This window comes from Bradyrhizobium sp. LTSP885, from assembly GCF_000938305.1.
GTDB lineage: Bacteria > Pseudomonadota > Alphaproteobacteria > Rhizobiales > Xanthobacteraceae > Bradyrhizobium.
This window is the reverse complement of sequence record NZ_JYMT01000042.1, coordinates 923,590-938,148: the sequence shown is the minus strand read 5'-3', so window position 1 is coordinate 938,148 and position 14,559 is coordinate 923,590. Positions and strand designations below refer to the sequence as shown.

At 63.6% G+C, this 14,559-nt stretch carries 14 protein-coding genes and 1 tRNA gene; 11 read left to right on the top strand and 4 right to left on the bottom strand.

Annotated features, from left to right (window positions below; genetic code table 11):
* Positions 1-235 precede the first annotated feature (235 nt).
* Together UP09_RS33450 and UP09_RS33445 are read right to left on the bottom strand one after the other, a co-directional pair.
* Positions 236-329 (bottom strand) — tRNA-Ser (locus UP09_RS33450).
* Positions 330-603: 274 nt separating this feature from the next.
* On the bottom strand, positions 604-3,072 hold the full coding sequence (locus UP09_RS33445; RefSeq protein WP_245302346.1) for a transglycosylase SLT domain-containing protein: 2,469 nt from the start codon (positions 3,070-3,072) through the stop codon (positions 604-606).
* 302 nt (positions 3,073-3,374) lie between these two features.
* Here UP09_RS33445 and dapA point away from each other — a divergent pair, with 302 nt between their 5' ends.
* From dapA to UP09_RS33425, 4 genes are all read left to right on the top strand, one after another.
* The gene (dapA, locus tag UP09_RS33440; protein WP_044542543.1) at positions 3,375-4,265 is read left to right on the top strand and encodes a 4-hydroxy-tetrahydrodipicolinate synthase; all 891 of its coding nucleotides are present in this window, start codon (positions 3,375-3,377) and stop codon (positions 4,263-4,265) included.
* Between the two features lie 66 nt (positions 4,266-4,331).
* Positions 4,332-4,748 (top strand): large conductance mechanosensitive channel protein MscL, encoded by a 417-nt coding sequence (gene mscL, locus UP09_RS33435; RefSeq protein ID WP_044542750.1) that lies wholly within the window; start codon positions 4,332-4,334, stop codon positions 4,746-4,748.
* A 1-nt stretch (position 4,749) separates the two neighbouring features.
* The gene (smpB, locus tag UP09_RS33430) at positions 4,750-5,226 is read left to right on the top strand and encodes an SsrA-binding protein SmpB (RefSeq protein WP_044542542.1); all 477 of its coding nucleotides are present in this window, start codon (positions 4,750-4,752) and stop codon (positions 5,224-5,226) included.
* A gap of 108 nt (positions 5,227-5,334) precedes the next feature.
* Positions 5,335-5,916, top strand: coding sequence for a peroxiredoxin (locus tag UP09_RS33425; RefSeq protein ID WP_044542541.1), 582 nt, complete (start codon positions 5,335-5,337; stop codon positions 5,914-5,916).
* Positions 5,917-5,927: 11 nt separating this feature from the next.
* Here UP09_RS33425 and UP09_RS33420 read toward each other — a convergent pair whose 3' ends face one another.
* On the bottom strand, positions 5,928-6,587 hold the full coding sequence (locus UP09_RS33420; RefSeq protein ID WP_044542540.1) for a uracil-DNA glycosylase: 660 nt from the start codon (positions 6,585-6,587) through the stop codon (positions 5,928-5,930).
* On the bottom strand, positions 6,568-7,206 hold the full coding sequence (locus UP09_RS33415) for a LabA-like NYN domain-containing protein (protein ID WP_044542539.1): 639 nt from the start codon (positions 7,204-7,206) through the stop codon (positions 6,568-6,570). The genes UP09_RS33420 and UP09_RS33415 overlap by 20 nt, the downstream gene beginning before the upstream one ends.
* Before the next feature lie 359 nt (positions 7,207-7,565).
* Here UP09_RS33415 and rpoZ point away from each other — a divergent pair, with 359 nt between their 5' ends.
* The 7 genes from rpoZ (at position 7,566) to era (ending at position 14,558) form a co-directional block, all read left to right on the top strand.
* Positions 7,566-7,958: a DNA-directed RNA polymerase subunit omega gene (gene rpoZ, locus UP09_RS33410; protein WP_044542538.1), complete on the top strand. Its 393-nt coding sequence runs from the start codon at positions 7,566-7,568 to the stop codon at positions 7,956-7,958.
* A gap of 227 nt (positions 7,959-8,185) precedes the next feature.
* Entirely contained in the window at positions 8,186-10,477 is a 2,292-nt protein-coding gene (locus UP09_RS33405; protein WP_044542537.1) for a RelA/SpoT family protein, read from the top strand.
* A 114-nt stretch (positions 10,478-10,591) separates the two neighbouring features.
* Positions 10,592-11,365, top strand: a complete 774-nt coding sequence (locus UP09_RS33400) for a pyridoxine 5'-phosphate synthase (protein ID WP_044542536.1) — start codon at positions 10,592-10,594, stop codon at positions 11,363-11,365.
* Positions 11,362-11,778 carry a holo-ACP synthase gene (gene acpS / locus UP09_RS33395; RefSeq protein ID WP_044542535.1) on the top strand — a complete coding sequence of 139 codons (417 nt, stop codon included), beginning with the start codon at positions 11,362-11,364 and terminating at the stop codon, positions 11,776-11,778. The genes UP09_RS33400 and acpS overlap by 4 nt, the downstream gene beginning before the upstream one ends.
* 287 nt (positions 11,779-12,065) lie before the next feature.
* The gene (lepB, locus tag UP09_RS33390; protein ID WP_044542534.1) at positions 12,066-12,824 is read left to right on the top strand and encodes a signal peptidase I; all 759 of its coding nucleotides are present in this window, start codon (positions 12,066-12,068) and stop codon (positions 12,822-12,824) included.
* Positions 12,821-13,642, top strand: a complete 822-nt coding sequence (rnc, locus tag UP09_RS33385) for a ribonuclease III (protein ID WP_044542533.1) — start codon at positions 12,821-12,823, stop codon at positions 13,640-13,642. Before lepB ends, rnc begins: the two co-directional genes overlap by 4 nt.
* Positions 13,635-14,558, top strand: coding sequence for a GTPase Era (gene era / locus UP09_RS33380; RefSeq protein ID WP_044542532.1), 924 nt, complete (start codon positions 13,635-13,637; stop codon positions 14,556-14,558). Before rnc ends, era begins: the two co-directional genes overlap by 8 nt.
* Position 14,559: the final 1 nt, after the last annotated feature.

Here is a 14,559-nt window from a genome sequence, read left to right as displayed (position 1 = left end):
GGCGGGCGAACTCAGTCATTGTGTCGCCTCGCGGTTGGAACGCGCGTGGAAGAGAATGGCGGATGCGGTGCACTCGGCCGGCGGACGCATCGCACTTCAGCTTTGGCATGTTGGGCGGTTATCTGGGAGGGGGGCGGTGGCCCCGCTAGGGCCGTTCGCGCGAGCTCTTGCGTGTCTGGGGAGAAAAGTGGGTCCAGCACACAAATTTAGAAATCTACAATAATTTCAAAGGTGCTGGCGGAGACGGAGGGATTCGAACCCTCGATAGGCCTTTACAAGCCTATAACGGTTTAGCAAACCGCCGCCTTCAGCCACTCGGCCACATCTCCGGTGGCGCCGATATGCCCGAGAGGGGGCCGAGCCGCAAGCGTCAGATTCAGATTGTGGCAAGGTGATTTGATGGCAAGGCGGTCTCATGCCGGGGTTCAGGCGGCGGGAGCGGCAGCAAACCGGCCGTCAGCCTTTATTTTAGGCCCGGATTCCGCGGTCGGCGGGCGTTTGAATTCATGGAAATACCATATGTAACAAAGGCTTATGTGGCCACCTGCCGCGTCCGCCTTCGATCTGCCGGTCACTTGCCTGTTGAAAACCGCCCGCGGCAGCTCATTCGACGCTGCTGCCGCGCCGCAGGTCGGCCTCGATCTGCAGCTTGGTCCCGCCGCCGAAGCGCGCGCGATAGACCTGCAGGTTCTCCATGATCCGCTGGACGTAGTTGCGCGTCTCCGAGAAGGGAATCAGCTCGACCCAGTCGACCGCATCGACCTTGGGATCGCGCGGATCGCCGTAGCGCTCAATCCACTTCCTCACGCTGCCGCGGCCGGCATTGTAGGCGGCAAAGGTCAGGATGTAGGAACCGCGATAGTCCTCGAGCAGGCCGCCGAGCTCGGCCGCGCCGAGCGTCGCGTTGTAGACCGGGTCGGTCTTCATCCGGTTGAGGTCGAAGCCGATGCCGGCGCGCTTGCAGACGTAGCGGCCGGCCTCCGGCGTCACCTGCATCAGCCCATAGGCTTGGGCCGGCGACACCACGGCCGGATTGAACGCGCTCTCCTGGCGCGCAATGGCGTAGACAATGCTCGGTTCGACCTCCGGCCCGACCTGCTTGAAGGCCGGAATACCGTTGACCGGATAGGCGTAGTGGTCGAACGGCAGTCCGCGATTGAGCGCGGACTTGCCCATCAGCAGCATGCCGCGCGCATCGGTGTTGCGCGCCGTCAGTTCGCCAAGGCCTGCGAGCGCTTCCGGATCGCCATTGTCGCCCATGTCGCTGAAGATCGGGATCGCAAGCTCGCGCTCGTCGATTTCATAGAGCAGCGCCACCGCGCGCACGATCTCCAGCCGCTCGGCGCCGCGGCCGCGCGGCGCACCGTTCAGCTCGATCTGCGGCAGGCCGAGCTTGGCGCGCGCGAGCTGGCCGTAATAGCTGGTCGACTGCTCGGCCGCGCGCCCATAGGCCGCGCGGGCCTCCTGGCCGCGGCCGGCGGCTTCCGCTGCGCGACCCTGCCAGTAGCCGCCGCGCGCCAGCGCCGTCGGGTTGGTGCTGCCGACGCCAATCCGGGCGAAGTGCTGCTCGGCCAGCGCCGGATCGTTGAGGAAGCGCAGCGCGATCCAGCCCGAGGTGAATTCCTGCTCGGTCTTGTAGATGTCGCGGGCGGGAAGAGCCGCATCGCGCGCGATGAGATAGGCGGTGCGGAATTCGTTGACGTCGATCATCTTGCGCGCCAGCAGCCGGCGCTCGACCCACCATTCGTCGACGTTGAAGAGGCGCGCGGCCTCCTTTGGTGCGCTCAGCATCAGTTGTGCGGCTTCCGCGAATTTCTCCTCGCGGCGCAGCAGCTGGATCTTCGCGAACAGATAGCCGGGGTCGCCGGACAGCTCGCGCGGCACGGCCTCGACCAGCGCGCGCAGGTTCGACTCCTTGCGGTTGGCGCCGATCCGCGCCTTCGCCAGCGCCACATAACCGGAGCCGAGGCGCTTGGCCGCGCGCATGCCCGCGGCCTCGTTGTCGGTGCCGTACAGCATGGTGTCCATGCGCGCCTTGTGGTCGCCGGCCGTGAGGAAGGATCCGAACAGATCGAGCGCGGTGCTCTCGGTGTCCTCGCCCATCGTGTCGTTGCGCCAGGCCTCGCGCACCAGCCGCTCGGCATTGGCACGGTCGCCGCGCGCGATCATCGCCTTGGCGAGCGCGAAGCGGCCTTTGGCCGAGACCGGCGATTCATTCTGGAACCAGGTCCAGACCGCGGAATCGTCGCGGTGGTCGTCCCACAGCGCCGCCTCGATGCGGCGGCGCAGGAAGATCTGCGACGGCCAGCTCGGATTGGCGTCGAGGAAGCTGCGGTAGCGCTCGACGGAGGCGCCGTTGTTGTCGCTGCGCAGGATCAGCCATTCCGCGAGCTTGCGCGCGACCGGATCGGAGATCGATGCCTCGGTCTGGGTGGCGTCATCAGGCTTGCGCTTGCGCAGGAGCTCGACGACGTTCTCGAGTGCGTCCTTGTCCTCTTGCGAGGTCGATGACGTCGCGGCCACCGCCGCCGGCGTCACCGGCTTGCGCACTGCCGGTGCGGCGTGCTGGCGTGTCGCAGGCAGCAACGCGGGCGCGACGGCACTCGCGGGGGCAGGCTTGGTCGGCAGGGTTCCGGTGGTTTTGGAAGGGGTGGTCTTGGCGGCGTTAGCCTTCGGAGCGCCTGCTTTCGGAGTGCCGGTCTTGGTTGCGTCGGTCTTGGTAGCACCAGTCTTAGTGTCAGTTTTCGTAGCGTCTTTTTTGGCGGAAGCAGGCTTTGGCGCGCCGGATTTGGCAGCGTCGCTCTTTGCAGCGGCCGTCTTGGCTGCGGTATCCTTGGCCGCAGTATTCTTGGCTGCAGTATTCTTGCCTGTAGTATTCTTGGCCGGGGTTGTCTTGGCGACAGTATTCCTGGCCGCGGCGGCCTTGGGAGCCGCGCTTTGGGCAACGGGGTCTGGGACTGGAACGTCCGCAGCGGCCCAGGCATCGGCCGCGATGACGGCAAAACCAATCACAAGCGCCAGGCTGGTGGCCAGCGCCGTCGATCGCAATGTACCTGCGCTGAAGGAACGGATCACGGCGGTCCTCTGCGGCCCCGAATCAACTGGTCGTTCGGGCCATCAGTTCTTATTTGATTGAAAATGTAGACAAAATACTAAGAACGTCGCTGCTGCGGCTGTTTGCGCCAGCACAACGGCAAAATCGCGGCTGGGAACGGTGTTTCCAGCGAACGAATACCGCTGGGAATAGCCACAGTGCGGCCCTTTCGCCGGTACGCCAGACCCGATATGAATGGTCTTTCATGGCGTTACGACAGCACGCCGCGAAGAAAGCTCAGTCGACCTGGCCTTAAGCCTGAAGCGTTTGGAGGAAGTCCATGGCAGCCAAGACAAAATTCCGGGGGTCGTTCACTGCCTTGGTGACGCCCTTCAAGAACGGCTCGGTGGACGAGGCGGCGTTCCGCGGCCTGGTGAACTGGCAGATCGCGGAGGGCACGCACGGCCTCGTCCCGGTCGGCACCACCGGCGAGAGCCCCACGCTCAGCCATGACGAGCACAAGCGGGTGGTCGAATGGTGCATCGCCGAGGCCAAGGGCCGGGTGCCCGTGATCGCCGGCGCCGGCTCGAACTCGACCAAGGAAGCAATCGAATTGGCCGAGCATGCCGAGAAGGCCGGGGCGGACGCGGTGCTGGTGGTGACGCCGTACTACAACAAGCCGACGCAAGAAGGCATGTACCAGCACTTCAAGGCGATCAACGACGCGATCGGGATTCCGATCATCATCTACAACATCCCGCCGCGCTCGGTGATCGACATGTCGGTCGACACCATGGCGCGGCTGTTCGAGCTGAAGAACATCGCCGGCGTCAAGGACGCCACCGCCAGCATGGTGCGGGTGTCGCAGCAGCGTGCGGCGATGGGCGAGGACTTCAACCAGATGTCGGGCGAGGATGCGACCATCATCGGCTATATGGCGCATGGCGGCCATGGCTGCATCTCGGTGACCTCGAACGTCGCACCAAGGCTGTGCTCGGAATTCCAGATTGCCTGGCAGAAGGGCGACGTCACCACGGCGCTGAAGATCCACGACAAGCTGATGCCGCTGCACACCAACCTGTTCATCGAGAGCAACCCGGCGCCGGTGAAATACGCGATGTCGCTGCTCGGCAAGCTCGACGAGAAGCTGCGCCTGCCGATGGTGCCCGTCAGCGAATCCACCCGCGCGGCCGTCCGCAGCGCCATGGTGCATGCCGGCCTGATCAACTGAACGAACTGAGCACGTCGAGAACGGCCGTGAACGACACTGCGCAACGTCGAACAGAAGGGGATGGGGATGCTTAAGGAATTCCGCGAATTCGCCATGAAGGGCAATGTCGTCGATCTCGCCGTTGGCGTCATCATCGGCGCGGCGTTCGGCGCGATCGTGACGTCGCTGGTCGGCGACATCATCATGCCGATTATCGGCTCGATCACCGGCGGTCTCGATTTCTCGAACTATTTCACCGGGCTTTCCAAGGCCGTCAACGCGACCAATCTCGCCGACGCGAAGAAGCAGGGCGCGGTGCTGGCTTGGGGCAACTTTCTGACGCTTACGTTCAACTTCCTCATCATTGCCTTCGTGCTGTTCATGATCATCAGGGCCATGAATACGCTGAAGCGCAAGGATGAGGCCGCGCCCGCCGCTCCGCCGAAGCCTTCGGCGGAGGTTGTGCTGCTGACGGAAATCCGCGACCTCCTCAAGAAGAGCTAAAGTGGCAGCTGACAAAAACGAACGCCCGATCAAGGTTGTCGCTGAAAACCGAAAGGCCCGCTTCAACTACGCAATCGAGGACACGGTCGAGGCCGGCATTTCGCTGACCGGGACCGAGGTCAAGTCGATCCGCCTCGGCAAGAGCACGATCGCGGAGTCCTATGCGGACTCCAAGAACGGCGAGATATGGCTGATCAACGCCAATATCCCTGAATATCTGCAGGGCAACCGCTTCAACCATGAGCCGAAGCGGCCGCGGAAGCTGCTGTTGCATCGCAAGCAGATCAACAAGCTGCTTGGCGCGGTCGACCGCGAGGGCATGACCCTCATTCCGCTAAAGCTGTACTTCAACGAGCGCGGCCGTGCCAAACTTCTGCTTGCGGTCGCCAAGGGCAAGAAGCTGCACGACAAGCGCGAGTCCGAGAAGAAGCGCGACTGGAGCCGCGAAAAGGGCCGCCTGTTGCGGGCGCGGGGGTGATTGGGGGCGAGTAGGGAGTGGCGAATTGCGAATAGGGCAAGACGGCTCGTTCCGAACTCATCCATTCGCTATTCGCCACTCCCTATTCGCTGCTTCCTGGAGCATGACATGACTCAATCGAGCCTGACCGATGTCGACTGGAGCAAGATTCCGGCGCCTTCCGATGACGGCAGCGCGGCGCATCTGACGGGCATGACAATTCCGGCGGTCGCGCTGCGGGCGACGAACGACACGTCAGTGACGTTATCCGAGTTCAAGGGCCGCACCGTCGTGTTCGGCTATCCGCGGACCGGCGAGCCCGGCAAGATCGGGCTGGTCGATGATTGGGACATGATCCCCGGTGCGCGCGGCTGCACGCCGCAGACCTGCGCATTCCGCGACCTGTTCGCCGAGCTGAAGGCGGCCGGCGCGGCCCAGGTGTTCGGCCTGTCGACGCAGAGCAATGACTACCAGACCGAGATGGCGTCGCGGCTGCATCTGCCGTTCCCGGTGCTGTCGGACGAGGCGTTGCAACTGACGCGTGCGTTGAAGCTGCCGACGATGTCGGTTGCGGGGCTGACGCTGATCAAGCGGCTCGCGCTTGTTATCGACGACGCGCGCATCACGCACGTGTTCTATCCGGTGTTTCCGCCCGACCGGAATGCGGGCGACGTGCTGGATTGGCTGAAGCGCAATCCACAAAAAACTTAGCCGAAAAAGACCTAGCCGAGGTCCTTCCGTACGGTAGCGAACACACTGCGGAACATGTCGGTCGTCAGCACGCCCGTGTTCGTGTTGTAGCGCGAGCAATGGTAGCTGTCGTAGAGCTTGTACGGGCCGGCTATATGCATGGCGCCGTGCTTAAAGGGCGCAGCGGCCAACCGAATCCCGAGTGCCCTCAACGTTGATTCGTGGGCGATGCGGCCGAGCAGCACGATCGCGCTCACGCGCTCCATCGCGGCGATGGTCGCGGCGAGGAATTGCCGGCAGGTGTTGATCTCGACAGGCAGCGGCTTGTTCTGCGGCGGCACGCAGCGCACTGCGTTGCTGATCCGGCAATCGACCAGCTTCATTCCGTCGTCCGGCCGCGCCTGATAGACGCCGCTGGCGAAGCCATATTCGAGCAAGGTCGCGTAGAGCAGGTCGCCGGCGTAGTCGCCGGTGAAGGGGCGGCCGGTGCGGTTGGCGCCCTGCATGCCCGGTGCAAGTCCGACGATCAGCAGGCGCGCGTTGGCGTCGCCGAATGATTCGACCGGCGCGTTGAACCAGCCCGGCTCCCGCGCGCGGGTCTGCGCGCGGAAGTCGGCCAGCCGTGGACAGAGCTGGCAATTGCGATCGGGTGCGGTGGCAGCGGTGACGAGACTACTCGTCGAAATCGTCATCGGCTCCCCGTGGCGCCGCCACGGTGGTGGGCGCGCGCTGCAGGAATTGCGGGGCGTGATGGCGCGGCTCGCGCGGCGCCGGACGCTCGGAGGGGTCGCGGCCGAGCTTGGATTGCAGCTCCACGAGATCGGTGAAGACGTCGGCCTGGCGGCGCAATTCGTCGGCGATCATTGGCGGCTGGCTGGCGATGGTGGAGATGACCGTGACGCGGACGCCGCGGCGCTGCACCGCTTCGACCAGCGAACGGAAGTCGCCGTCGCCGGAAAACAGGATGATCTGGTCGACATGTTCGGCCAGTTCCATGGCATCGACGGCGAGCTCGATGTCCATGTTGCCCTTGACCTTGCGGCGGCCGCTGGCGTCGATGAATTCCTTGGTCGCCTTGGTAACGACGGTGTAGCCGTTGTAGTCGAGCCAGTCGATCAGCGGACGGATCGACGAATACTCCTGATCCTCGATGATCGCCGTGTAGTAGAACGCGCGCAGCAGCGTGCCCCGGCTCTGGAATTCCTTGAGAAGGCGCTTGTAATCGATGTCGAAGCCCAGCGTCTTTGCGGTAGCGTAAAGATTGGCTCCGTCGATGAAGAGCGCGATCTTGTTGGAAACAGGTGACGACATCAAAGTGTTCTCGCGTGGTTGTTAGTGTTCTTAGCGCACCGGCGACCGACCGCGCGCAATTTCCTGCGTTGCTGCCTAAAGTTCGGTGAATCTTTCCCCACGACAGTCACCACCGCAATTATGGTGAGGCGAGGGCAAAAAGCCTAGACTTTTGACATTGCAATGAAGAGATTTACTTGTCTGGGACGGCAACCAGGCCATGTCGTCAGACGCTCCGGCCGTTCTGGCCCCTGTGCAGGGGTTATCAGAGCCTGTTGGGAAGGCAAATCACAAATTTTGCCTTGCGAAACGACGGCCGGCCCTATAACTAACCCTCATAACCAACATGTTCGGTCCCTTTTACCACGGAGCGCCTCGATATGGCTCGCGTCACCGTCGAAGATTGCATTGATAAGGTCGACAATCGCTTCGACCTCGTCCTGCTGGCAGCCCACCGCGCCCGGATGATCTCTTCAGGCTCACAACTCACGGTTGATCGCGACAACGACAAGAATCCCGTCGTTTCGTTGCGGGAGATCGCCGACTCCACGATCTCGCCGGAAGATCTGCGCGAGGAACTCGTGCACTCCCTGCAGAAGTTCGTCGAGGTTGACGAGCCCGAACCCGACACCGTGCCGCTGATCGGTTCCGCCGGCGCCAGCGTCGATGCCGATGACACCGAAGTTGCCATTGAGCGCATGACCGAGGAAGAGCTGCTGAAGGGCCTCGAAGGCCTGGCGCCCCCGGAAGAGCAGCCCGAGGAAGACGAATAAAGCAGGGCTCCCAACGGGGCGCTCAAGTCCCGCTTTCAGACAGATTTGCCAAAGGCCCGGAGATTGCTCCGGGCCTTTGCTTTTGTTGACAATTTGGCCGTTACGATGCGTCCTGTACGGACGCGGGAAATTGAACGGTTTTGGTCCCGCGTGGGGTGCTGCTTCATTCGAAGGCGCACTAGATTGAGTGAAGGGGCCGTTTGGCCCGCGGGAGAGGCATCAAGTTCATGGCGTATCGACGCCGCAGTACCAGCCAGATGCAAGCTGCGACCGAAACGGTCGCGGTGGCACCGGCGTCGCCCCCGGCGGAGAAGCCGGCCAAGCCAAGGGCGCGGATGATGCGGCAATATGACCTCGTCGAGCGCGTCCGCTCCTATAACCCTGATACCAACGAGGACCTGCTCAACCGCGCCTACGTCTACGCGATGAAGGCGCATGGCACCCAGACCCGCGCCTCGGGCGATCCCTATTTCTCGCATCCGCTCGAGGTCGCCGCGATCCTCACCAACCTCAAGCTCGACGACGCCACCATCGTCGCAGCCCTGCTGCACGATACGATCGAGGACACCGAGGCGACACGCGCCGAGATCGACCATGTGTTCGGCCATGAGATCGGCGCGCTGGTCGAGGGCCTGACCAAGCTGAAGCGACTGGAGCTGGTGTCGCGCGAAGCCAAGCAGGCCGAGAATCTGCGCAAGCTCCTGCTTGCGATTGCCGACGACGTCCGCGTGCTGCTGGTCAAGCTCGCCGACCGCCTGCACAACATGCGCACGCTGGAGTTCGTGCCGCCGGCCTCGCGACGCCGCATCGCCGATGAGACGCTCGACATCTATGCGCCGCTCGCCGGCCGCATGGGTATGCAGGAAATGCGCGAGGAGCTGGAGGACCTGTCGTTCTTCGTGCTCGATCCCGAGGCCTATGCGGTGGTCAAGCAGCGGCTCGATGGGCTGGCCGACCGCAACCGCAACCTGATCGGCGAGATCGAAGCCCAGCTCTCGAAGAACCTGCTGAAGAACGGCATCACCGCGCGGGTGTTCGGCCGTCGCAAGCAGCCGTTTTCGATCTGGACCAAGATGGAGCGCAAGTCGATCGGCTTCGAGCAGCTCTCCGACATCTACGGCTTCCGCGTCATCCTCGACGATGTCAGCGCCTGCTACCGCGCGCTCGGCGTCGTGCACACGACCTGGCCGGTCGTGCCGGGACGCTTCAAGGACTACATCTCGACGCCGAAGCAGAACGACTACCGCTCGATCCACACCACCGTGATCGGGCCGGGCAAGCAGCGCGTCGAGCTGCAGATCCGCACCGAGGACATGAACCAGATCGCCGAGTTCGGCATCGCCGCGCACGCTTTCTACAAGGAGGGGGCGGGCTCGCCGCACGAGCGGCTGAAGCACGAATCGAACGCCTTCGCCTGGCTGCGCCATACCATCGGCATCCTCTCCGACAGCGCCAACCCGGAGGAATTCCTCGAGCATACCAAGCTCGAACTGTTCCACGACCAGGTGTTCTGCTTCACCCCGAAGGGCAAGCTGATCGCGCTGCCGCGCAAGGCCAATGTGATCGACTTCGCCTATGCGGTGCACACCGTGGTCGGCCACAGCGCGGTGGGCTGCAAGATCAACGGCAAGTTCGCGCCGCTGTCGTCCGAGCTGCAGAACGGCGACGAGGTCGAGGTCTTGACCTCGAAGGCGCAGTCGGCGCCGCCATCGGCCTGGGAGGTACTCGCCGTCACCGGCAAGGCGCGCGCCGCGATCCGGCGCGCCACCCGCGACGCGGTGCGCGACCAGTATGCCGGCCTCGGCCGCCGCATCGTCGACCGCTTGTTTGCCCGCGCCAAGATCGAATATGCCGACGACAAGCTGAAGGGCGCGCTGCCGCGGCTGGCGCGCACCTCGATCGAGGATGTGATGGCCTCGGTCGGGCGCGGCGAGATCAAGGCGTCCGACGTCGCGCGCGCGATGTATCCCGACTACAAGGAAGAGCGGCTGGTGCGCTATGGCGCCAAGAAGGGCCTCGTCGCCAAGCTCAAGACGCAGACGCCGCCGCATCCGGCGCGCGCCGCCTCGGTGATCCCGGTACGCGGCATCAATTCCGATCTGCCGGTGAAGTTCGCGCCGAATGGCGGCGCGGTGCCGGGCGATCGCATCGTCGGCATCGTCACGCCGGGCGAGGGGATCACGATCTATCCGATCCAGTCACCGGCGCTGAAGGATTTCGAGGAGGAGCCGGAACGCTGGCTCGACGTGCGCTGGGACATCGACGAGACCATGCCGCAGCGCTTCCCGGCGCGGATACTGATTCACAATGTCAACGAGCCCGGCAGTTTGGCCCAGATCGCCACCGTGATCGCCGAGCATGACGGCAATATCGACAACATCCACATGTCGCGCCGCTCCCCCGATTTCACGGAGCTGACCATCGATCTGGAGGTCTATGACCTCAAGCATCTCAGCGCTATCATCTTGCAGTTGCGCGCCAAGGCCGTCGTCGCACGGGTCGAGCGCGTCAATGGGTAGTTGCTTGGGGTAGGTCGTCGTCGTTGCCGGCCCTGATTCGGCAACCCGTCTTTCAGGAATGATGCATGCGCGGGACGTGCCCGTGCTTGGCTGATTGAATTTGCAGGTCAGAGAATGTCCAAAGCCCCTCCGCTACGCCTCGGCATCAATGTCGATCATGTCGCCACCCTGCGCAATGCGCGCGGCGGCGCGCGGCCCGATCCGGTGCGGCTCGCGTTGGCCGCCATCGCGGCCGGCGCCGACGGCATCACGGCGCATTTGCGCGAGGATCGCCGCCATATCCGCGACCAGGACATGACGCGGCTGAAAGCCGAGATATCGAAGCCGCTGAACTTCGAGATGGCGGCGACCGACGACATGCTGCGGATTTCGCTGGCCACCAAGCCGCACGCCGTCTGCCTGGTGCCGGAGCGGCGCCAGGAGCTCACCACCGAAGGCGGCCTCGATGTGGTCGGCCAGCACAATGCGCTCGCGCCCTTCATCGCGCGGCTCAACGACGCCGGCATCAGGGTGTCGCTGTTCATCGCCGCCGATCCCAGGCAGATCGAGATGGCCGCGAAACTGAAGGCGCCGGTCATCGAGCTCCACACCGGCGGCTGGTGCGATGCCGTGGTCGACGGCCACAAGGACAAGGCCGCCACCGAGTGGAAGCGCATCGTCGAGGGGGCGAAGCTCGCGCATGCGGCCGGGGTCGAGGTCCATGCCGGCCACGGCCTCGACTATGAGACATCAGAGACGATCTCGGCACTCGCTGAAATCCGCGAGCTCAACATCGGTTACTACATGATCGGCGAGGCGCTGTTCGTCGGCATCGCCGAGACCGTTCGTGCCATGCGCGCGGCGATGGACCGCGGGCGCGCCAAGGCGGAAGGCGCTGTCAGCGCATGATCATCGGCATCGGCTCCGACCTGATCGACATCACCCGGGTCGCCAAGGTGATCGAGCGCCATGGCGAGCGGTTCCTCGATCGCATCTTTACCGATGCCGAACGCGCCAAGGCGATGCGCCGCGCCAATAATGAGAAGATGGTGGTCGCAACCTATGCCAAGCGCTTTGCGGCCAAGGAGGCCTGTTCCAAGGCGCTCGGCACCGGCATCCGCCAGGGTGTGTGGTGGAAGGACATGGGTGTGGTGAACCTGCCGGGGGGGCGACCGACCATGCAACTGACCGGCGGGGCGCTGGAACGGCTCAGAAAGCTGACGCCCGAGGGCATGGAAGCCCGGATCGACCTGTCGATAACCGACGATTGGCCGTTGGCGCAGGCCTTCGTCATAATTTCGGCGGTTGCCCCCGGCAAATGAGGCCGGCGGCCCGGAGTTCGGTCGAAAACTCCGGAAAAACTAAAAATCGTTGACATTTCAATGGATTGCGAAGTTTTTACCCGGCGATTGATTGCGCGCCCGCGAACAACCGTCTAAAACGCCGCAGGGTTTAACATCGAGCGAGACGCGGATTCGGGCTTACGCCGGAATTTGCCCTCAAGATCAGAATCAAGGCCATTTTCGTCGCGCGAAGGGCGAGTGCTTCGCGTGAAGAGAACGTTCTGCCACCACGCGGGCGCCAGGGGCTCGCGGGAATTGGGAAAGCAATGAGCGTGACCACCGGGACCAAATCTGACAGCGGCTTGGGCGAAACCATCCGCGTCGTCATCCACGCTCTTCTGATCGCGCTCGTTATCCGCACCTTCCTGTTCCAGCCGTTCAACATCCCGTCGGGATCGATGAAGGCGACGCTGCTGGTCGGCGACTATCTCTTCGTCTCGAAATACTCCTACGGCTATAGCCACTACTCGATCCCGCTGTCGCCACCGGTGTTTTCGGGGCGCATTTTCGGCTCCAACCCGAATCGCGGCGACATTGTCGTGTTCCGGCTGCCCAAGGACGACTCCACCGACTACATCAAGCGCGTGATCGGCCTGCCGGGTGACCGCATCCAGATGAAGGAGGGGCTCCTCTACATCAACGATGTCCCGGTCCAGCGCGAGCGATTGAGCGATTTTGTCGGCGAGGACCCCTGCGGCTCGGATGCCACCGCCAGGGTCAAGCGCTGGAAGGAGACGATGCCGAACGGCGTCACCTATGAGACGCTGGATTGCGTCGACAACGGCTTCTACGACAACACCAACGTCTACACGGTGCCGGAAGGCCACTTCTTCATGATGGGCGACAACCGCGACAATTCGACCGACAGCCGGGTGCTGTCCGCGGTCGGCTACGTGCCGCTCGAGAACATCGTCGGACGGGCCCAGATGATCTTCTTCTCGATCGCTGAAGGCGAACACGCCTGGATGTTTTGGCGCTGGCCCACCGCTGTGCGGTGGAATCGCATATTCTCCATCGTGCGATGAACGACGAGACATCAATCATCAAGGATCAACCGCCACCCGGCGAGCCGAGCCAGAAGCCTGACGCCGGCGGAGAAGCCGCGCCGAAGAAGCGGCGCAGCAAGGCCACCAAGGCTGCGGACGAGAAGGCCGCGATCGCGGGCACCGAGGGGCGCATCGGATACAAATTCTCCGATCTCGTGCTGCTGACCACCGCGTTCACCCACGTTTCGGCGCTGAAGCCCGCCACCCGCAACCGCGCCGACAGCTACCAGCGGCTGGAATTCCTCGGCGATCACGTGCTCGGGCTGATCGTCTCCGACATGCTGTTCCGCGCCTTCCCGAAGGCCGATGAGGGCGAACTGTCGAAGCGGCTCGCCGATCTCGTCCGCAAGGAGAGTTGCGCCGATGTCGCCAAGACGCTCGGACTGCTCGAGGACATCAAGCTCGGCATGGTCAAGGCGGTCGAGGGCGCAAGGCTTCGCAAGTCGGTGCTCGGCGACATCTGCGAGGCCGTGATCGGCGCAATCTATCTCGACGGCGGCTACGAGGCTGCGCAGCAATTCGTCGAGCGCAACTGGACCGAACGGATGCACAAGCTCCGGCGGCCGCTGCGTGACCCCAAGACTGTGTTGCAGGAATGGGCCCAGGGCAAGGGACTGCCGACGCCGGTCTATCGCGAGGTCGAGCGTACCGGCCCGCACCACGATCCACAATTCCGCGTCGCCGTCGATCTGCCGGGACTGATGTCCGCTGAAGGCCTCGGCGGCAACAAGCGCGCGGCCGAGAAGGCGGCGGCCTCCGCAATGATCGAACGCGAAGGTGTCGGCACCAATGACTGATGAGGCGAAAGCAGAAGTGACGGCGACGCGCTGCGGCTTCGTCGCGCTGATCGGCGCCCCCAATGTCGGGAAGTCGACCCTGGTCAATGCGCTGGTCGGCTCCAAGGTCACGATCGTCTCGCGCAAGGTGCAGACCACGCGCGCGCTGATCCGCGGCATCGTGATCGAGGGCAACGCCCAGATCATCCTGGTCGACACGCCCGGCATCTTCGCGCCGAAGCGCCGGCTTGACCGCGCCATGGTGTCGACTGCCTGGAGCGGCGCCCATGACGCCGATCTGGTCTGCGTGCTGCTCGATGCCAAGTCGGGTCTCAATGAAGAGGCGAACGCGATCCTGAGCAAGCTCGAAACCGTCGCGCATCCGAAGATCCTGGTGCTCAACAAGGTTGATCTCGTTCAGCGCGAAAAGCTGCTGGCGATGGCGCAGACAGCCAACGAGCGCGTGCGCTTCGAGCAGACGTTTATGATCTCGGCGCTGTCGGGCGACGGTGTTGCCGATCTGCGCGAGACACTGGCGAAGCTGGTGCCCCCGGGCCCGTTCCTCTATCCCGAGGACCAGATGTCGGATGCTCCGATGCGGCACCTGGCGGCGGAGATCACGCGGGAGAAGATCTACAGTCATCTGCATCAGGAATTGCCGTACCAGTCGACGGTCGAGACCGACAGCTGGAAGGACCGCAAGGACAAGTCGATCCGGATCGAGCAGACGATCTTTGTTGAGCGCGAAAGCCAGCGCAAGATCGTGCTCGGTAAGGGCGGCGCGACAATCAAGTCGATCGGCGCGCAGGCGCGCGCCGAACTTGCGGAGATCACGGGCGTCACGGTGCACCTGTTTCTGTTCGTCAAGGTGCGCGAGAACTGGGGCGACGATCCCGAGCGCTACAGGGAAATTGGACTTGAATTCCCCAAAGAATAAG

Bases quoted from the DNA above. Each gene is read 5' to 3' on its own strand.
- lepB (WP_044542534.1), top strand. From the start codon at position 12,066: ATGAGCGTGACCACCGGGACCAAATCTGACAGCGGCTTGGGCGAAACC.
- UP09_RS33405 (WP_044542537.1), top strand. From the start codon at position 8,186: ATGGCGTATCGACGCCGCAGTACCAGCCAGATGCAAGCTGCGACCGAA.
- dapA (WP_044542543.1), top strand. From the start codon at position 3,375: ATGGCAGCCAAGACAAAATTCCGGGGGTCGTTCACTGCCTTGGTGACG.
- rpoZ (WP_044542538.1), top strand. From the start codon at position 7,566: ATGGCTCGCGTCACCGTCGAAGATTGCATTGATAAGGTCGACAATCGC.
- UP09_RS33400 (WP_044542536.1), top strand. From the start codon at position 10,592: ATGTCCAAAGCCCCTCCGCTACGCCTCGGCATCAATGTCGATCATGTC.
- UP09_RS33415 (WP_044542539.1), bottom strand. From the start codon at position 7,206: ATGTCGTCACCTGTTTCCAACAAGATCGCGCTCTTCATCGACGGAGCC.
- rnc (WP_044542533.1), top strand. From the start codon at position 12,821: ATGAACGACGAGACATCAATCATCAAGGATCAACCGCCACCCGGCGAG.
- acpS (WP_044542535.1), top strand. From the start codon at position 11,362: ATGATCATCGGCATCGGCTCCGACCTGATCGACATCACCCGGGTCGCC.
- era (WP_044542532.1), top strand. From the start codon at position 13,635: ATGACTGATGAGGCGAAAGCAGAAGTGACGGCGACGCGCTGCGGCTTC.
- UP09_RS33420 (WP_044542540.1), bottom strand. From the start codon at position 6,587: ATGACGATTTCGACGAGTAGTCTCGTCACCGCTGCCACCGCACCCGAT.
- UP09_RS33425 (WP_044542541.1), top strand. From the start codon at position 5,335: ATGACTCAATCGAGCCTGACCGATGTCGACTGGAGCAAGATTCCGGCG.
- mscL (WP_044542750.1), top strand. From the start codon at position 4,332: ATGCTTAAGGAATTCCGCGAATTCGCCATGAAGGGCAATGTCGTCGAT.